The organism is uncultured Phocaeicola sp. (assembly GCF_948499155.1).
GTDB classification, from domain to species: Bacteria; Bacteroidota; Bacteroidia; order Bacteroidales; family Bacteroidaceae; genus Phocaeicola; species Phocaeicola faecalis.
The window spans coordinates 131,393-151,282 of the sequence record NZ_CAOOSE010000006.1 but is presented as its reverse complement, the minus strand read 5'-3'; the positions used below and the strand labels follow the sequence as shown (position 1 = coordinate 151,282).

The 19,890-nt window shown below is 44.7% G+C and carries 16 protein-coding genes; 7 read left to right on the top strand and 9 right to left on the bottom strand.

All coding sequences use genetic code 11. From position 1 onward, the window contains the following. The first annotated feature begins 169 nt into the window (after nucleotides 1–169). The 3 genes from QYT14_RS06930 to QYT14_RS06920 all read left to right on the top strand — a co-directional run bounded on the left by QYT14_RS06930 (nucleotide 170) and on the right by QYT14_RS06920 (nucleotide 3,977). Nucleotides 170–535: a BlaI/MecI/CopY family transcriptional regulator gene (locus QYT14_RS06930; protein ID WP_237040028.1), complete on the top strand. Its 366-nt coding sequence runs from the start codon at nucleotides 170–172 to the stop codon at nucleotides 533–535. 20 nt (nucleotides 536–555) lie between these two features. Next, complete coding sequence (locus QYT14_RS06925; RefSeq protein ID WP_288324594.1) at nucleotides 556–2,271, top strand: M56 family metallopeptidase; 1,716 nt, start codon at nucleotides 556–558, stop codon at nucleotides 2,269–2,271. A 71-nt stretch (nucleotides 2,272–2,342) separates the two neighbouring features. Then, entirely contained in the window at nucleotides 2,343–3,977 is a 1,635-nt protein-coding gene (locus tag QYT14_RS06920; RefSeq protein ID WP_288324593.1) for a 6-bladed beta-propeller, read from the top strand. 309 nt (nucleotides 3,978–4,286) lie between these two features. Here QYT14_RS06920 and QYT14_RS06915 read toward each other — a convergent pair whose 3' ends face one another. The 6 genes from QYT14_RS06915 to QYT14_RS06890 form a co-directional block, all read right to left on the bottom strand. Next, the gene (locus QYT14_RS06915) at nucleotides 4,287–5,387 is read right to left on the bottom strand and encodes an Mrp/NBP35 family ATP-binding protein (RefSeq protein WP_237040025.1); all 1,101 of its coding nucleotides are present in this window, start codon (nucleotides 5,385–5,387) and stop codon (nucleotides 4,287–4,289) included. A 15-nt stretch (nucleotides 5,388–5,402) separates the two neighbouring features. Next, nucleotides 5,403–6,161 carry a tRNA (guanosine(46)-N7)-methyltransferase TrmB gene (trmB, locus tag QYT14_RS06910; protein WP_288324592.1) on the bottom strand — a complete coding sequence of 253 codons (759 nt, stop codon included), beginning with the start codon at nucleotides 6,159–6,161 and terminating at the stop codon, nucleotides 5,403–5,405. A 137-nt stretch (nucleotides 6,162–6,298) separates the two neighbouring features. After that, complete coding sequence (locus QYT14_RS06905) at nucleotides 6,299–7,318, bottom strand: branched-chain amino acid aminotransferase (RefSeq protein ID WP_288324591.1); 1,020 nt, start codon at nucleotides 7,316–7,318, stop codon at nucleotides 6,299–6,301. An 89-nt stretch (nucleotides 7,319–7,407) separates the two neighbouring features. Next, a complete protein-coding gene (xseB, locus tag QYT14_RS06900; RefSeq protein WP_237040022.1) occupies nucleotides 7,408–7,608 on the bottom strand; it encodes an exodeoxyribonuclease VII small subunit in 201 nt (66 codons plus the stop codon). A gap of 11 nt (nucleotides 7,609–7,619) precedes the next feature. Continuing rightward, the gene (gene xseA, locus QYT14_RS06895) at nucleotides 7,620–8,864 is read right to left on the bottom strand and encodes an exodeoxyribonuclease VII large subunit (protein ID WP_237040061.1); all 1,245 of its coding nucleotides are present in this window, start codon (nucleotides 8,862–8,864) and stop codon (nucleotides 7,620–7,622) included. Nucleotides 8,865–8,937: 73 nt separating this feature from the next. Continuing rightward, nucleotides 8,938–10,314 (bottom strand): S8 family serine peptidase, encoded by a 1,377-nt coding sequence (locus QYT14_RS06890; RefSeq protein ID WP_288324590.1) that lies wholly within the window; start codon nucleotides 10,312–10,314, stop codon nucleotides 8,938–8,940. Between the two features lie 119 nt (nucleotides 10,315–10,433). Here QYT14_RS06890 and QYT14_RS06885 point away from each other — a divergent pair, with 119 nt between their 5' ends. Together QYT14_RS06885 and QYT14_RS06880 are read left to right on the top strand one after the other, a co-directional pair. Then, a complete protein-coding gene (locus QYT14_RS06885; protein WP_237040020.1) occupies nucleotides 10,434–11,801 on the top strand; it encodes an MATE family efflux transporter in 1,368 nt (455 codons plus the stop codon). A 43-nt stretch (nucleotides 11,802–11,844) separates the two neighbouring features. Continuing rightward, nucleotides 11,845–12,480, top strand: coding sequence for a cytidylate kinase-like family protein (locus QYT14_RS06880; RefSeq protein ID WP_288324589.1), 636 nt, complete (start codon nucleotides 11,845–11,847; stop codon nucleotides 12,478–12,480). 120 nt (nucleotides 12,481–12,600) lie between these two features. On the opposite strand, the gene QYT14_RS06875 is transcribed toward QYT14_RS06880, so the two are convergent. Further along, complete coding sequence (locus tag QYT14_RS06875) at nucleotides 12,601–14,670, bottom strand: RNA degradosome polyphosphate kinase (RefSeq protein WP_177797996.1); 2,070 nt, start codon at nucleotides 14,668–14,670, stop codon at nucleotides 12,601–12,603. Nucleotides 14,671–14,727: 57 nt separating this feature from the next. Here QYT14_RS06875 and QYT14_RS06870 point away from each other — a divergent pair, with 57 nt between their 5' ends. Beyond that, nucleotides 14,728–15,219, top strand: a complete 492-nt coding sequence (locus QYT14_RS06870) for a metallophosphoesterase family protein (RefSeq protein ID WP_177797995.1) — start codon at nucleotides 14,728–14,730, stop codon at nucleotides 15,217–15,219. 61 nt (nucleotides 15,220–15,280) lie between these two features. Continuing rightward, the gene (rfbB, locus tag QYT14_RS06865) at nucleotides 15,281–16,420 is read left to right on the top strand and encodes a dTDP-glucose 4,6-dehydratase (protein ID WP_288324588.1); all 1,140 of its coding nucleotides are present in this window, start codon (nucleotides 15,281–15,283) and stop codon (nucleotides 16,418–16,420) included. 71 nt (nucleotides 16,421–16,491) lie between these two features. Here the strand turns inward: rfbB and QYT14_RS06860 are convergent, their stop codons facing one another. Beyond that, nucleotides 16,492–17,673, bottom strand: a complete 1,182-nt coding sequence (locus QYT14_RS06860; RefSeq protein WP_289307180.1) for a hypothetical protein — start codon at nucleotides 17,671–17,673, stop codon at nucleotides 16,492–16,494. A 635-nt stretch (nucleotides 17,674–18,308) separates the two neighbouring features. Next, on the bottom strand, nucleotides 18,309–19,820 hold the full coding sequence (locus tag QYT14_RS06855; RefSeq protein WP_288324586.1) for a right-handed parallel beta-helix repeat-containing protein: 1,512 nt from the start codon (nucleotides 19,818–19,820) through the stop codon (nucleotides 18,309–18,311). Nucleotides 19,821–19,890 lie beyond the last annotated feature (70 nt).

The window sequence follows — 19,890 nt, the reverse complement described above, 5'->3', positions numbered from 1 at the left end:
CAAACCATAAGTATAGCTGTCCGGACATCCCGCCGGACTGTCTCACCGGCACGGAAATAGCCAATCACTAATTTAATGCACCCTCTTTGCATTAATTAACCCTCCTTGCATTGTTTAATTACGACAATTTCGTAAGTTTGCGAAAATATCGTAATTAACTCATATACTTATGGAAAAACTAACAATACAAGAAGAAGAAGTCATGCTCTACATCTGGAGCATAGGAGATTGCTTTGTGAAAGAGATTGTTTCAAAATTCCCGGAGCCAAAGCCGCCCTACACCACCGTCGCTTCCATTGTCAATAATCTGAAGCGTAAAGGATATGTAGCCGCACGGCGCTTTGGAAACACCTATCAATATACTCCATTGATAAAGCAAAGCGAATACAAGCGTACATTCATGGGAGGAGTAGTACAAAACTACTTTGCCAACTCTTACAAGGAAATGGTGTCCTTCTTCGCCAAAGAACAAAAGATTTCGACAGACGACCTGAAAGACATTATCGACCTGATAGAAAAAGGAAAAGAAGAATAACCTCATCAACAGTTAATACTATGGCTCCCGAACTTATCTACATGCTGAAAGTGAATGCAGGCATTGCCTTATTCTATGCTTTCTACAAACTGTTTTGCGGCAGCGACACATTCTTTAAATGGCGCCGGATTGCTCTGCTTAGCTTTCTCACGCTTTCTTTCCTTTACCCCTTGCTCAACATACAGACATGGGTAAAAGAGCAGCCTGCCATATACGAACTGGCAGACTATTATACACTTTTAATCACCAACGACACAAACACAAATAATGAAATAGCAACCGCCACGGTTACTGCCTCCACTCCCACACTGATGTCCCTGTTTACATGGGTGTATTTCACCGGAGTAGTGCTGCTCTCCGTCCGGTTCATCATCCAATTGCTCAGTATCTTCCGGCTCTCTTTGATAAGCAAAGAAGAAACAGTGAATGGTATTCGGATAAAAAGCCTTCCTTCGCCGAACAATCCTTTCTCATTCTGGCACTGGATTTTTATCTATCTGCCGGAACTGAAAGAAAATGAGAAACAAGACATCCTGACACACGAACTGACACATGCCCGTCAGCTTCATTCCATTGATGTCATTGTCAGTGAAATAGTAAATATCATCTGTTGGATGAATCCTTTCATGTGGCTGTTGAAAGGTGAAATCAGACTGAACTTGGAATATCTTGCCGACCACACCGTTATGGAGTCGGGAACCAACAGGCAGCAGTACCAGTATCATCTGCTGGGGCTTGCCAACCAACACAAACAAACCGGTTTATATAATAACTTCAACTTATTACATTTAAAGAAACGCATTATTATGATGAACAAAAGAAGAACCCGCACAGCAGGCCGTATCAAATATGCCCTGTTTGCACCGCTGACCGCTGCTCTACTCTTGGTCAGCAACATTGAAACGGTGGCACGGACTACCGAACGCATCACCAGTGAGGTGGTCGAGACGGTGACAGCCATTCAAGCGCCTGAAACCAAGGCCATTGATACACCGGCAGTTTACCAAGACGATGACCCGATATTTAGCATCGTTGAGGTAATGCCCGAATACGTTGACGGCGGCATGATGGGATGCTTAAAGTTCCTGAGCAATAACATCAAGTATCCCGAGCAAGCCAAGAAAGACAAAATAACAGGTAAAGTATCGGTGAGATTCGTTATAGAAAAGGACGGAAGCATTACAAATGCCAAAGTTGTACGAAGTGACAACTCAATATTCAATGAAGAAGCATTGCGAGTGGTCAATTCTATGCCCAAATGGAAACCGGGAAAACAAAGAGGGAAAGAAGTAAGAGTATACTACACTGTTCCGCTCATCTTTTCATTAGACGGCACCGGCTATCAGAAAATAATGGATACCGCTAAAGGCAACACCAAAAGCAATGGCACGCAAGCCAAATCCAACTCCGATTTCGATGATAACCAACTATTTCAGATTGTAGAAGAAATGCCTGAGTTCCCCGGCGGTATGGCAGCTTGCTTGAAATTCCTCATGACTAATATGAAATATCCTGAAGAAGCAAAAGCTAAAAAGGTAGAGGGAAAGGTATCAGTTAAATTTGTGATAGAAAAAGACGGCTCTATCAGTACGCCCGAAATTATCAGAGGCGGCAACCCATTGCTCAATGACGAAGCATTACGGGTGGTCAATTCTATGCCCAAATGGAAACCCGGCAAGCAAAGGGGTAAAGTTGTACGCGTAGGATATACCGTTCCGGTTATATTCAAATTATAATCAGAACACCTCTCTATAAGTGGCCGTATCTCTTCCTTACGGCCACTTTTCAACCTGTTAATAACATCCGGATGAGAAAATACACTATTTATTCTTTATACATTGGATTATTGTTCGGCTTATTTGCCTGTTCCAATCCCTCAAACAACCAACAAACAGGTGGCGGATTACTTGATGAATGCCCCATTGTGGCCTCTCGCCAAGTTGATAACCACGATACCCTGACTACTCTCCACCTTTCCAAGGTAAAAGAGAAAGAACAAATTATACCGCTCAGCGCACTGACAAACAGCCTCCGGCTAATTAAGTTGGAAAACACAGAAACGGCATTGGTCAGGCAAGGAGGAATCTCCGTTTCAGAGCACTATATCGGCATCCATGGTTTCGGTCAAGTGCCCTATAAACTATTCGACCAAAAAGGGAAATATATCCATCAGATAGGTAGCTTCGGACAAGGCCCCAACGAATATAAAGTGCTGTATGACGACCAAATAGACGAAAAGAACAACCGTATTTATCTGCTTCCTTGGACAACAAACAAGATACTGGTTTTTGACATGCAGGGAAATGCACTCCCTCCCATTCCGCTTCCCAACCGGATACCCAAAGGAGTATTCAACATCGATACGCAGAAAGGACAACTCACCATGGGAATGATTCCTTTTAAATGGTTGGAAAACAATATGACAGTATGGCAACAAGATTTTAAAGGAAATATACTTCAACAAGTCAACGGTGAGCAGTTCTACGTAGGCGATGATTATAGCAATGAAGTATATAATACGAAAAACACTACGTCTTTTGATTTTATGCAATTCTCATGGGTGCCGCGCCAGGACTCCCTCTATCATTATTCTGCCCAAGAAAACAAACTATATCCTGTCTTCACCACAGACTTTGAAAACAGCGAAATCATCCGCCATAGTTTTACTGAATTGAAAGATTACTACATAGTATGTTTGATGACAAAACTGACGACAGGGGCCTTTGGCTCAAAAGCCAGTGGATTCCGCTACATTCTGATTGACAAGTCAACCCTAAAAGGCAGTTATGTGAAGTTCGTCAATGATTATTTGGCAAATATCGAAATAGAATACCCCGACTTGGCTTTCATGGAAGGACGTTTCGTGCAGAACTTCGACCCGGGCGACCTGAAAGGAAAGATGGAAACAACATTGTCTACGGCTACCGGCATGACTGAAGATGAACAGAGCAAATGGACTCAATTAATCAATAGTTTTTCGGAAGACGACAACAACTATATATTAATAGGTGATATAAAAGACAGCCACACACTGACTCCCGCTCAAACAACTCCCGGAGTGCAAGTGATTGCACCGTCCGGCTATCAAGAGATGGAAAAGACCGCCTCATCCCTGACTCATATCGATACATCCGATTCCAAAGATACAGTAGTTGTTACCACTCCATTCTTCTATGAATGGAAAAACTATTTCCGAGAGAACAACAAATACAAAGACTGGGATGCAAAGAACGAAAAAGCAGTAATGATTAGAGCCGCCGTAGATGAACAAGGTCATCTATCCCAAATTCGGCTTTTCCGCAAATCCGGCGAAGAAAAGTTGGATGAGGAAGCCCTTCGGCTTGTTAAAAGCATCAAGCCAATAGACCCGGCAAAAAATAAAGAGAACGAACCGATTAAAACCAATAATTTCATTATCACAGTGTATTTCCCACCCAAATAACAAGAAGAGCCATGAAATACCTTTGCTTTCAACAGCAGTATTTTCTACTATAGAAAATCACTTCCATAGTGTTGGCAGAGAGCCCGAAAGTCATCACCATAAGATTTCTACTGAACCTGAAAGAGCCGTATCATTACTCGAAACAGAGTTTGATACGGCTCTTTTAAGTGTGGTAGTTACAATCTGTAACTTTTCGGAAGGGTCATTTTTGTTTTGACACATCCTCTTCGATAAAAGAAAAGTTTTGATACATCTCCTTACAGCATGACAGGCCGGTTTTATTTTTACACAGCCTTCTCCAGTATCAGCTTATTTTTTCAGCTCTACAATATGTGTCGGTGCCTGTTCTGCATTGCGCTTCGCAGTCTGCTTCACCACATTCTCCGCCAATTCCAAGAAAGCACGTCCTGTAATAGTCGTTTCGTCCAAAGCAGCAGGAGTGCCCTTGTCACCATTCTCGCAGATACTTTGCACAATAGGAATCTGTCCCAGCAAAGGAACATTCATCTCTTCCGCCAACTGTTTCGCACCTTCTTTACCAAACAGATAGTATTTGTTTTCGGGCAGTTCGGCAGGAGTAAACCATGACATGTTCTCTATCAATCCGAGAATCGGCACATTCACCTTATCATTAGTATACATATTGATACCCTTGCGCGCATCGGCCAATGCCACTTGTTGCGGTGTGCTGACAATTACGGCTCCCGTAATGGCAAGTGTCTGTACCAAAGTAAGATGGATATCACTGGTACCCGGAGGAGTATCGAGAATAAAATAGTCCAATTCGCCCCAATTGGCATCTCCTATTAATTGCTTCAAGGCATTGCTCGCCATACCGCCACGCCACAAGGTTGCCTGGTCGGGGTCTACAAAGAAACCGATGGAAAGGAGTTTGATGCCATACTTCTCAATCGGGACAATCAAATCGCGACCGTCAATCTGCTCAGCGTATGGACGGGCATCTTCCACCTGAAACATTTTCGGCATGGAAGGACCGAATATATCAGCATCCAGCAAACCCACTTTATAGCCCAACTTAGCCAATGCGACTGCAAGGTTGGCAGCTACGGTAGATTTACCCACCCCTCCTTTGCCTGAAGAAACAGCTATGACATTTTTCACCAAAGGAAGCATCTTGCCCGGCTCAGGACGTGCCGCCTGACGGCTCTCCGTAGAGATAGTAACCTGAACATCAGGAGATACATAAGTGTGAATAGCTGTTTCGGCAGCCTTCAACATAGATTTCATAAACGGATCGGTGGGTTTCTCAAAAATCAGAGAGAAACTGACAGACATTCCATCAATACGGAGATTATCGGCAACCATCTCCGCTTCAACCAAGTTCTTTCCCGTTCCGGGATAACGCACCGTTGCCAGAGCGTCTAGAATCAATTTTGGATATAAGGTCATAATGTAGATTATTTATTATTTACTTGTTTGCAAACCGCTTCGCTTGCTACGGTTGTAACTGCGATATTCGTCCAATTCGATTTCCACATCGGGTTCGCGCAACTCCCCTTCTTGCGGTAAGCGGAACTTCATATATTTGATGTTCAAACCACGGTCGAGCCATTGTTGTTCATAATAAGTGCGAATACCCAAAATATCGTCGACAAGCCCTGAATGATACAAGTCTTCAGTCAGGAACTCGACAGGAAAATGATTCTCCTCTACCATATAACGAGTATAAGTGAACATAAAATTGCTGTCAGTCTTCAGATGGATTAATCCGTCCGGTTTCAAGAACTTGCGATAACGGTTCATAAAATAGGTAGAGGTGAGTCTCTTGGTGGCCTTCTTCATCTGAGGGTCTGAAAAGGTGAGCCAGATTTCACTTACCTCGCCGGGAGCAAAGAAGCGTTCGATAATTTCAATATTGGTGCGCAGAAATGCCACGTTCTTCATGTCTGCCTTCAGCGCATCTGTAGCACCAGTCCACATACGGGCTCCTTTTATATCTACCCCGATAAAGTTCTTATCGGCATACATACGCCCCAGTCCTACCGTATACTCCCCACGTCCGCACCCCAATTCAAGCACGATTGGATTATCATTTTTAAAAAAGTCACGGTTCCAGTTCCCTTTCATCTCAAAAGGAACATTATCGGCCACCGAATAAGGGTATTCAAACACGTGCGGATAGTCACGCATATCTGCAAATTTCTCTAGTTTTCCTTTTCCCATGCAAATTCTTATGATTATTTGTTTTGTCTGGCAAAGGTAGGGAATATCTAAGAAAGAGAAAAAAAATAAGGCTTGCAATTCGCTTGCAAACCTTATTATTCTTTTCACTGAGAGGAAGTTTATGTCCCTCACAAATATTAATCAAGAATGGTGACCCAATTATGAGTATCAGGTTCGTCACCATACTGAATGGCACGTAACTTTGTGTACAGTTTTGTGCAAATCGGTCCCGGCTTACCATCTTTCGAGATGACATACGATTTATTGTTTTCCAAATCATCAATTCGCTGAATGGGGCTGATAACAGCTGCTGTTCCACAAGCACCCGCTTCTTCGAATGTTTTCAGTTCTTCTTCAGGAACAGGGCGGCATTCTACTTTTATACCCATATCTTCTGCCAATTGCATCAAGCTCTTGTTAGTGATGGAAGGCAGGATAGAAGATGATTTCGGGGTGATATACGTATTGTTTTTGATTCCGAAGAAATTGGCGGCACCGCATTCGTCGATGTATTTCTTTTCTTTTGCATCCAGATAGAACTCGCAAGAGTAGCCCAAATCATGTGCTTTCTTGTTGGCAAGCAAACTGGCTGCATAGTTTCCGCCTACCTTGTAACGGCCGGTTCCGTAAGGAGCCGCACGGTCGAACTCACGGATAATAACGTATGGATTAGTAGAGAAACCTCCCTTAAAGTAAGGACCGACAGGAGTTACAAATACGACAAACATATATTCGTTGGCAGGATGTACACCTACCTGTGCACCGGTTCCGATAAGCAAGGGGCGGATATAAAGAGAAGCGCCGCTTTCGTAAGGAGGGATAAAACGCTCGTTGGCTTTCACCACCTTTTTCACTGCTGCAAGGAATGTCTCTGTCGGCAGTTCAGGCATTAGGATACCATTACAAGTACTCTGCAAACGCTGTGCGTTGGCTTCCGGACGGAAGATACGAACTTTACCGTCTTTACCGCGATATGCTTTCAGACCCTCAAATGCTTCCTGTCCATAGTGCAGACAAGTAGCCGCCATGTGAATATTCAGTGTTTCTTCCGAACAAAGTTCCAATTCTCCCCATGCACCGTCGCGATAGTAACAACGTACATTATAATCTGTCTTCATATAGCCGAAGGACAGATTCGCCCAATCAATCTCTTTCATTGTGTATGCTTTTAATATTATTATTTACGATTGCGAGCAAAATTAAGGTTTATATTTGCAAATTCCAACCAAATAGGAAGAATTGTTTATCATTTATCTTCCTCTTCCAATATTTTCTTGATTTCCCCGTCAGCCTTATAAAGCTTCTCACGGCAGAACCTAATGAGTTCCTGCGCTTCTTTAAGGCTTTCACCCAAGCTGTCAATGTCGAGTTCATTACTATCGATGCGGGCAACTATTTCTTCGAGGCGCTTCATGGCCTGTTCGTATGTCTGTTTCTTTGCTGCCATATTCTTGAATATTATTTATCGGTTATTACTATACTTCTCACTTCTCCTTTTGCGAAGCGGGTGATGAGTTTGTCACCCTCTTTCAGGCAAGAGGCATCTGTAACAGCTTTCCCCTCTTTCAGGGTAATGCTGTAACCGCGTTTCAGCAGATGTTCGGGCGAAGCCGCTTTTATCTGTTGCTCCAAGAGCCGGAGACGATGATTCTCTTCCGCCAGCCTCTTCTGAGAAAGAGTTTCCACGTGCTTCTCAACTAACTCCAGCCGATGCCTTTCCTCCTGTATGCGCATACGGGTCTGCATCGGGATACGTTCCACCAGGCGGGTAAGCCTCGTCTTTTCCTTCTCCATCCGGGCAGTGACGGCATAAAGAATGGACGACGCATAATCTTCCAGCGTCTCAGCCGTGTCGTGCAGATGGTTAATGAGAAATTCGGCAGCAGCCGTTGGTGTTTTCACACGCGTGTGTGAAACACTGTCGAGAACGGTATCGTCACGTTCATGCCCGATGCCTGTAATGATAGGCAACGGAAATTGTGCACAGTTTGCCGCCAGCTCGTAGGTATCGAAGCCCGAAAGGTCGGAAGTGGCACCGCCTCCCCGAATAATGACCACTACATCCCAGTCGTCACGCTGCGCATTGATGGTGTCGAGGGCTGCAATGATGGTTTCCTCCACCCTGTCGCCCTGCATGACGGCAGGAAAAAGACGAGGATAGAAAATAAAGCCGTATGGATTATGCTCCAATTGATTACAGAAGTCTCCGTAACCGGCTGCCGTGGCAGATGAAATGACTGCAATCCGCTGAGTGAGCAAAGGAAGTTCCAACTCTTTATTCAGAGTGAGGACACCCTCTTCGTCCAACTGCCTCAATATTTCACGCCGACGGCGTGCCATATCCCCCAACGTATAGGTAGGGTCAATATTGACTACAGTCAATGAGTATCCGTAAAGTTCGTGAAACTCCACCGACACCTCCACCAACACTTTAATGCCCGCCACAAATGCCTGTCCGGTCTCTTCCTCAAAGTAAGGTTTCAGCAGCCGGTACACATTACTCCAAATAGTTCCCCGGGCCTTGGCTATCAAATTATTTCCTCTCGGCTCTTTTTGCACAAACTCAAGGTAACAATGGCCGGAGTAGTTGCTACGCACATCACTCAGTTCCGCCTGCAGCCAATAAGTATCGGGCATACAAGAGGTGATGCTGCGTTTTACCAGCGCATTCAATTCATATAAGGACAGAGGAGGTGCATCCATATTTCGTTTATTCATTTATAATACCTGATTCTTCATTTCACTCAGAGTCACCCTTGCCGATGCAATCAGCTTGTTACGGCCTTTTCTTTTTCAATTCCGATTGATAAGCCTTCCACACATCGGGTATTCCGTAACCGAAAATATTATCGGGATACTCTTTACGGTCGCCGGCGTCCTGCATGGCCTTCACCACTTGTTTGGCAGTCAGCCACGGACAGGCCTGCCAAAAACAAGCCACCAATCCGCAAAATGTGGGCGATGCAAACGAAGTGCCATTGGCATGAGCCACCGTGCCGTCATTGCCGGATACCGCAGAACTTACTCCCACTGCCATCACATCAGGCTTCACACGACCGTCTGCCGTATTGCCGATAGAAGAGAAGTCTGCATTCACCAGATTTTTATCTATGGCACCCACGGTGATAACATGCTCCGCATCTCCCGGAGGAGTCAGCTTCTTCCAAGTGCCACGGCCGGAATTTCCTGCACTGCATACCACCACCAGTCCTTTGTCGACCGCCATCGAAGCAGAATTTGACATCAAAGAATAATGTCCGTCCAAGTCACGGTAACGATAATTACACGCTTTATCATCAAACTCATAATATCCCAACGAAGTATTCACCACATCTACCCCCACACTATCGGCAAATTCCAAAGCTGCCGCCCAGTAATCCTCCTCTACCGGCTGCTCCGTATCATCATCTTCACTGCGAAGCAACCAATAAGAAGCCTCGGGCGCAGTCCCCACCAGCACATCCGGCTGATTGGCCGCCAAACATGATAACACTTTCATGCCGTGATAGTTCTCAGCATAGATATCCGACTGCGGATTTACAAAATCACGAATCCCCAAGAGATGCATTTTCTTGAAAAACTTTATCTCGTCAGCATTATAAAAGCCTGCATCGATGACCGCAATCTGCATTCCTTCCCCTTTGAAACCTGCGGCATGAAGCCTGTCTCCCCGGTGAACGGCAATCTGCCGATAAGCCTGACCGTAATAGTTATCCGTTTTCGAAAACTTGTTTGTCACCTCCTTCTTGCGTTCCGCATTGCGGGCCGGAATACTATCCGGAGCAGTCCATACTTTCTTTGTTTTCACAACAAAGGGCAATTCCGCTATTTGTTCTATCAAGGCAGTGTCGGTCACTTCTACCACCACCGTATTGTTCCATTTACTTTTTGTCACTACAGAGGCACCCTTACCCACGATAGCATCAACATAAGTACGGCACACCGGCAAATCTGTCTCATCCACCTTCAAGCCCTGCCGCTCCCGGCGTTCCAAGGCACGTTCTGAAAGATATGCTTGCGGACTGCCGACAGAGTAAGCCGTTTCCGCTTTATCACGAAGACTGATACGATATTTATAAGTCTTTTCCGCCGATACTTGCAATACACATACTCCAAGCAGGCAGCCCATCACTATTCTACTCTTAAAATTCATCTTAGCTACTGTTACTTATTATTTTTTTCATCGCAAAGATACATAATCTTTTTCCTCAAGCTCAATTTTTGCGTACCTTTGCAACGAATTTCAGAATTAAACAGGTAAAAAGAAAAAGTATGGCAAAAGCAGGAACAGCAACAGAACTAGGCACAGAACGAATTGGAAAATTATTGATGCAATACGCAATCCCCGCAATCATCGCAATGACCGCCTCATCGCTTTACAACATGGTAGACAGTATCTTTATCGGACATGGGGTAGGACCGTTAGCCATTTCAGGATTAGCCATTACTTTCCCTCTTATGAATCTGGCAGCCGCCTTCGGTTCGCTGGTAGGCGTAGGTGCTTCCACACTTGTTTCTGTCAGATTGGGACAAAAGGATTATGATACCGCCCAGCATATTTTAGGTAATGTCATCACCCTGAATCTCATTATCGGTATTGGCTTCACCATCCTCACACTTCTTTTTCTCGACCCTATTCTCTACTTTTTCGGGGCCAGCGCAGACACTATCTCCTACGCCCGCGATTATATGTACATCATTCTTCTGGGTAATGTAGTGACACACATGTATCTCGGGCTGAACGCCTTGCTCCGGGCATCCGGACATCCGCAAAAAGCAATGATAGCCACTATCACCACCGTTATTATCAATACACTGCTCGACCCTATCTTCATTTATATATTCAAATGGGGCATTGAAGGTGCGGCAATTGCCACTATCTTGGCACAAATCATTTCATTGACATGGCAGTTCAAGACCTTCACCAACAAAAACGAGCTGCTCCACCTGCGTCGCGGCATTTACAAACTACGCAGCGGTATCGTAAAAAACACCATTGCCATCGGCATGTCCCCTTTCCTGATGAATTTGGCAGCCTGTTTCATTGTCATCTTCATCAACAAAGGATTGAAAGAGTATGACGGTGACCTGGCCATCGGTGCTTTCGGTATTGTAAACCGCATCGTGTTCCTGTTTGTCATGATTGTCATGGGATTAAACCAAGGCATGCAGCCCATTGCCGGATACAATTTCGGCGCCCAGCAATACCATCGTGTCAACCAAGTACTGAAACTGACCATCTACGGAGCAACCATCGTCACCACCACCGGATTCCTTGTAGGCGAACTGATGCCCGAATTGGCTGTATCCGCCTTTACCACCCATGAAGGATTAATCAATCTTTCGGCCACCGGGCTGCGTATCGTGGTCATGTTTTTCCCCATTATCGGCTTTCAGATGGTTACTTCCAACTTTTTCCAAAGTATCGGAATGGCATCCAAGGCCATTTTCCTATCCCTTACCCGCCAACTGCTTTTCTTATTACCTTGCATCATCATTCTGCCCATATTCTGGGGATCAAAAGGAATCTGGATGAGTATGCCGATTTCCGATTTGGCGGCCAGTATCGTAGCAGCCGTCATGCTTTATCGACAATTCCAGATTTTTAAGTCCCATGCACATAAGCAAGTTTCAAATTAAATAATTATATTTGCCGATATATACTTACTAATTTGTTACGACTATGAACGAGCATTATGTTATAAACCTAGGCCGTCAGCTAGGCAGTGGTGGTAAAGAAATAGGCGAGAAGCTGGCAAAAACGTTCGGTATCGCCTTCTATGATAAAGAATTGATTAAACTTGCTTCCGACGAAAGCGGATTATGCAAGGAGTTTTTCGAGAAGGCCGACGAACGGGCTTCGCAAAGCATCATCGGTGGTCTGTTCGGAACACGTTTTCCTTTTATCAGTGATGGCGCCATCCCCTACGGAAGCTGTCTGAGCAATGATTCACTGTTCAAGATTCAGAGCGATGTGATACGCGAGCTGGCCGAAAGACAATCTTGTCTGTTTGTGGGAAGATGTGCCGACTATATCCTGCGCGACCATCCTCGTTGCGTCAATATATTTGTATCTGCCTCAAAGGAAGCGAGAATAGAGCGACTGATGAGAATTCACCACATACCGTCGGAAGCTGCCGAAGAGCTGATGGAGAAAGCAGATAAAAAACGCTCTTCCTATTATAATTATTATAGCTATAAGACATGGGGAGCTGCAGAGACTTATCATCTATGCATTGACTCGTCGGTATTGGGTATAGACGGAACTGTGCAGTTTATTAAAGAGTTCGTCAAGCTGAAACTGGGAATCCAAGAATAACACGCATGGACGTACCAACAGAGGCTATGTCAAAATGAAAGCGACCTATCATTCTGGCATGGTCTCTGTTGTTCCAGACCCACGCTGCCGGCATGCACCACTAATGAAAAACACATTAAGTTATGACTGATTACGCTCATTCTTCTCCTTCAGATACTCATAAAATGCATATTGGGCGCGCACCGGTTCTTCATTCGGATTCTTTTTCAGCACATTCTTTAAGTTCTCGTCCACCCATCCTGCCTTTTGGTTATCCCTCAACTGGATATGAAGCATATCAATCATCTCCTGTTTCAACCCTCCGTCCATGACAGGAGTCACCGCCTCTATCCGTCGATACAGATTACGCCTCATCCAGTCTGGCGACCCCATGAAAAGAAGCGGTTTTCCACCGTTCAGGAAGTACCAGATACGGGCATGTTCCAAGAAACTGTCTACAATGCGGGTGATGCGGATGTTCTTGCTGTATGCTTGATTGGGTATCAAACAACAGATGCCGCGGACTATCAAATCAATCTTTACACCCGCTTCACTCGCCTTATAAAGTTCACCAATCATAGCCGGGTCTTGCAGCGCGTTCATTTTCAGAATGATATGTGCCTCCTTCCCGGCTTTTGCCATATTTATTTCATAACCAATCCGTCTGCGCAACTCCGGCAGCAGGTTGAACCGTGCCACCAGCAGACGTTTGAATTTCGGTTCAGTCACCTCCTTACGCAACACACGGAAAAGTGTATGCAAGTCATTGACAATTACTTCATTCGAAGTAAACAAGCCCGAATCGGCATATACCGTTGCCGTTTTCTCATTGAAATTACCCGTACTGATATAAGCATAGCTGCGCACTTGCTTTCCTTCCTTGTTGCGACGGAGCACCAATGCCACCTTTGCATGCACTTTCAATCCCGGGATACTATATATAATGTGTATCCCCGCTTTCTCCATCAGCTCGGCCGTAGCCAAATTGTTTTCTTCATCAAAACGTGCCTTCAGCTCCACAAAGACAGTCACTTGCTTGCCGTTCTGTGCAGCAGCTATCAGCGTATTGATGACCTCCGAGTTTTCTGCCACCCGGTATTGGGTAATCATAATCTCCTTGCAGGAAGGGTCATGCACCGCTTCGTAAAGGAAATGGATAAAATGGTCGAACGAATGATAGGGGAAATGCAACAGCAAATCACGCTTATTGACATATCGGAAGATGGATTCTTTTTCATCCAGATAATTCAGTTTCATAGGTACCGGCTTGACCGGCGCCTCACTGTCACGATTAGGATTGGGCAAATGCGACAAGTCTTCAAGGTTAAGATGCTTGTCACCCGGAACCAACTCATCACGGTTGATGCCAAACGCATCCACAAGGAATTCCAGATAGTCGGCAGGCATCTTGCGGTCATACACAAAACGACATACCGCCCCTATCTTGCGCTTCTTCACCTTCTTTTTCAGTTGCTCCACCATCTTTTCAGCACTTTCGGCATCGTCGACAAAAATATCGGCATCACGCGAAATCTTGCAACAATAACTACAGTCCAACTCATAGCCGGGAAACATACGGTCGATATTTGCCTTGATGATATCCTCCATATACATCAGATAGAAATAATCACCCACTCGGGGAAGCTCGATGAAACGGGGCACTTTACTATAAGGCAATTTAATGATATAGTATTCCTTCTCACCGGTGTCACGACGGATGACACGCACCGAAAGATAAAGGCGGTTATCACGTAAAAAAGTCTTGATACGGTTCTTGCACACAGGCACAGGTTGCAGATAAGGAAAAATCTCCTCCTTAAAGAAATTCCTGATAAACTCCGTATGCACGGGTTCCACTTCCTGCTTACTCTGATAAAACACCACATGCTGCTGCTCACGCAAAGCGGGAATCAACTTACGTTCATAAATACGAATACGGTCCTCCATCTGCTCATTCACCACCTCGGTAATCTGATGAATAAGATGTTTTGCCTCTTCCTGAGTAACATCATCACTATGGCCGCCCGATGCAATTGCCTTATGCTCTGCCACACGTATTTTATAGAACTCTTCGAGATTGGAAGAATATATCGAAACAAAATTTATTCGCTCATACAACGGAAGGGAATCATCATCGGCTTCCAGCAATACCCGATGATTAAATGATAACCAACTGATATCACGTTTAAAATAATGATATTTGCTCTCCATATTATGCTAAGATTTGTGTCAAATATAGTACCTTTGTTGATAATAAACAAACAAACGATGACTAGAATTGGATTATTATCGGATACTCATTCATATTGGGACGATAAATATTTAAAATACTTTGAGGAATGTGACGAGATTTGGCATGCAGGCGACATCGGCTCAGTGGAAGTTGCCGAACGCTTAGCGGCCTTCCGACCCTTTCGTGCCGTATACGGCAATATCGACGGACAAGAAATCCGTAAACTTTATCCGCAGATAAATCGTTTTACTGTCGACGGTGCAGAAGTACTGATGAAGCACATCGGCGGTTATCCGGGCAATTACGACCCATCCATCCGCGGCAGCCTGTTTGTAAGGCCGCCAAAGTTATTCATCAGCGGACACTCCCACATTCTGAAGGTGAAATATGACAAGACCCTCGGCCTGCTGCACATCAATCCGGGAGCAGCCGGCAAATCGGGTTTCCACACCGTTCGCACATTAGTGCGTTTTGTAATAGACCAAGGAGAATTTAAAGATTTAGAAGTAATAGAATTGGCAGAATAAGTTGGATAGTAAGAAAATCTTTCCGAACTTTGCACCACTAAAACAGTAAAAACTAAGAAATATGAAGACTTATCTCGTTACAGGAGCTGCCGGATTCATCGGCGCCAACTATTTAAAGTACATTTTGGCCAAGCATGACGATATCAAGGTCGTTGTCCTTGACGCCCTGACCTACGCCGGAAATCTGGGAACCATTGCATCTGACATTGATAATGAACGTTGCTTCTTTGTAAAAGGAGATATCTGCGACCAAGCACTTGCCGACCAGCTCTTTGCTGAATATAAGTTTGATTATGTGGTGAACTTTGCCGCCGAGAGCCACGTGGACCGCAGCATTGAGAACCCGCAACTGTTTTTACAGACCAACATCCTTGGCACACAAAACCTGCTGGATGCCGCCCGCCGTGCATGGGTGACCGGTAAAGACGAATACGGTTATCCCACTTGGCGCAAAGACGTACGCTATCATCAGGTGTCTACCGACGAAGTATATGGCAGCCTGGGAGCCGAAGGTTTCTTTACAGAAGAGACACCTCTTTGCCCTCACAGCCCTTACAGTGCCTCAAAGACAAGTGCCGACATGATTGTGATGGCATATCGTGATACATACAAAATGCCTGTCACCGTCACCCGTTGTTCCAACAACTACGGCCCTTACCATTTTCCCGAGAAACTGATTCCGCTTATCATCAAGAATATTCTGGAAGGCAAGAAGCTTCCCGTTTACGGTGACGGCAGCAACGTGCGTGACTGGCTGTATGTGGAAGACCATTGCAAAGCCATCGATTTGGTGGTACGCCAGGGACGCAACGGAGAAGTTTACAATGTAGGCGGGCACAATGAAAAGCAAAATATAGAAATAGTCAAGCTTACCATCGCCACTATCCATCAAATGATGACCGAAAATCCGGAATATCGCAAGGTATTAAAAAAGAAGGAACGGAAAGAGAACGGCGAAATCAGCATTGACTGGATAAACGAATCACTGATTACGTTCGTCAAAGACCGTTTGGGACATGACCAGCGTTATGCCATCGACCCCGAAAAGATTACAAAGGAACTGGGCTGGTATCCTGAAACAAAATTTGAAGTGGGCATCGTGAAAACCATCCAATGGTATCTGGAGAACCAAGCTTGGGTGGAAGATGTAACCAGCGGTGACTATCAGAAGTATTACGAAAGGATGTATAAAAACAGATAATACACCAATAGACCGGAAGCGGTGACAGCAGATACACGATACATTGAATATCTGCAGTCACCGCTTTCTGATTATTTTAACTTCAGCTTGACCAACACCGGATTACTATCTTCCGTCAGGTCGGCAAAAGGAGACTTCGCTCCTTCTTCAAAGAACTTGAAAGCATCAACCAACAGATACAAATAGCCATTCCTGGGGTAGAGTATCTTATATCCCATAGCCTGCCACATATCAAGCGACGGACAATACCCGTCGACATCATTCTTAAAGACTTTAGAGACCGCTCCGGCCTTACCGTTTGCCTGACAAAATCCCACTCCGAACTGTTGTCTGTCAAATAAGTATCCAAACAACATTCCCGACTGAAATGCACAGACACTCGTCAGCTGTTCCTTTCCGGCATCCTCCCGCGTGAGGTCCCCCACCTGCATCCGCACATACCATTCATAATCTGCCGCCTTATCGTTTTTCCGTATGATATAATAAGGGCGGACGTCTGTCCAATCCGTTGTACAATAAACGGTATCTACATGAATCGGCTTCACCCAGAAAAGCGATTTACTTATTTCCCCATAATCAATAGGCCCTCCCAACGTAAGGATAGTACCATGCCCCGGCGAGGTAGCCTTTATATCAAAATGATAATTGGGAAGCTGATAAACTATTTTCCCATTTTTATCTCTTACCTTGAAAAAGTAAGCGCTGTCCAAGTTTACGACATCTCCTTTCTGAGGATTCATATCGCTTTCATAACGAAAGAGTTCACCATTATTCCAACAGGCAAGCAGATTAAAATTAGTTATCCCTGTTTTACGATTCATGCTTCCTACAAACTCACCGTCTAACGTATATTTACTATATTGCTCTCCATATTTCTGCACCCAAACAGTATGCTCACACATATTATAAATACCGGGTTCATATTTGACATTCACTTCACCGGGCCCCTCTCCTATCTTGAATAAAGACTGGACGAACCGCCCGTCAGCAGTATATTTATATATTTTATCGAAGTCCAAGTACACATTCCCTTTAGCATCTTCTGCCAGATGCACTTTCCGCAAATCAGGTATCAACAGAGTATCTGATATTCGAATATACTCGATACTGTCGACAAAGGCAGATAACAACTGCGGAGTATCCGAATATCTCACCTCTGACAAATCAATCATACGAGGCGAAATGATTTCATCCTCCACTTCCTGGCGAGTCGTTTTACCGCCGCATGAACACAATAGTACAGCTATTGCCATCCAACAAAAAGATTGCTTCCTCATTTTATTCTATTTAAGGTTTTTCCTTCATTCCTTGATATCTCGAAAAGCGATTGACTGCATGGAGACAGACAAAGATAGCAAAAAAACTATTCATGCTTCATAAACACAATCTTTCTTTTTATAATTAGAAAAATTCTATCTCTTCAGCTTTCAAAGTAATTATTCATTTTTATCTCTCACCCATACCCCTAAAAGTTCGATATATAAAGGTTTTCAGGGGTGAGAGATAGGGGTGAGAGATGAGCCGAAGGGTGAGAGCATATCTCTCGCTTTTGCCAAAAAGCGCATCACTTTGTGCATTTTCCCCTATACAAATCGATAAACGCGTCCTTTGCTTCTTTCTCCCGCATGCACACGTGCGGTGTGTTTCATACGGTGTGAAACTACTTTATTTGAGGGCGGAAAATACTCTGTTCAATCGAGTGAGTATGTCAAAACTAAACCAGTCTATCCAATCGTCAGTTGTAGGGGCAGGGTTTGCCTGCCCGAAGACACAAAATAAACTGTTTTCGGGCGAGCGCACCTCGCCCCTACGAACGAAACGACAGCATTATCCACGTTTTGACACATCCTCAGAAACCAGACAAGAGCGTTGTCCTTTTTACACCTCTTCACCTTCCCAACAATAGAAAAGTCTTCACCTTTTCTTTGTTCACAAAAACACCTTTTGTACCGGCTACCTCCAAAGTATCCATCAGCAAAGCCAATCCCCGATAACCATTCTCGTCCACGCTCACCACCTTATCACGATAAATATCCGAGGCCTGACGCATCTCACTGTCCTCGGGCAAATTCTTGAATTTCCCCAAATAGTAATTCCCTCTGAAGAAATTATGAGTGGACTCGGTAGTTGTAAACCGGCTGACTTCGGGAGTATAGAAGATATTACCATCAAAGAAAGTGCTGTCGGGATAGCCGCCCCACGAATCCAATGTAACCATAGTACGGTCTATATTTTCCATCGGCTTGCGGTTCACATGAATGATGTTATGAGTAATACGACTGTTCTTTACAGGCCCGGCAAGATGGATAGCCGGTGAAAACATACCGGCACGGGTGGGTTTGGGGCGCACCCCATCCCCTATACTTACATTATAACGGACAATTGTTCCCAAATTGCCAACATTGAAAGATTTGGATGCTGTGCCGTCATTGCATATCAGCACCAAACCGCCATAGTTATCATGGCTGTAATTATACTGAATAACCGTTCCCGTACAGTTCCAGTCCGAATCAAAGCCCTGCGCATCCCATGGGGCTTTATGGTCGCTGACTTCATTGAACTGCACCAACGTATTGTCGCAACTCCAAGGCCAGATGCCGGCAGCCGCTTCAGTATCGGGAAGCATATCGGGACAGTTACGCATCACATTATATTCTATTAGAGTACTATCACAACCGATAGGCACGATTCCGTCACCCGGCACTTCTTCTATTAAGTTTCCACGTATCACGGTGTGCATATTAGGATGCCAATTCTGACGGTCACTATAAGCCGACCAAATCATGGCATTACGGGTGCAACGTAAGATATGGCAACCTTCTATGATTAAATGGTCGAAGGTTGAAACCTTCTTTTTACCTCCGTTCACGATATAGATGCCACAACCGCCGCCTTTTCCTTTCACCAATGAGCCGTTGACATCACGCACGGTTACGTCACGAACCTCAATATGCCGAGAAACTCCATAATCCATACTCTCTATTTTCAAACCCGAACGGTAAGGAAGAGGTTGAGACCCGGTATTCACTATTTCCAGATTTTGCAGGGTCACGTAATCCGAATTATATATACGGACTGCATACAGGGAAGTGTCGCGCCCTACGATGCAGGGTTTACGCTCTCCGTCACCATAAGCATCTATCCAAATACGGTTTTCGGGCAAGCCTTGAGCAGATATTTCCAATTCGCCAATAAAAACGTCACCACGCTTCAATAATACCTTATTATTGGGCAACAAGGTAACTTCACGCAATTTATCCAGACTTTTCCATGCTTTATTCGGCGACAGGCCGCTATTATTGTCATTACCTCCGGTGGCATCCAAATAATAGCACACAGGCTCCCCGCTACATGCTGCCAGCAGGAAAGAAATTACAAAGAAGAATATTGTTTTTCCCATTTCTTCCGTATTTTAAAGGTTAATCATTCTATTCTAGAGGCCGGTCAGATTGGCATTCACCACAGATTTA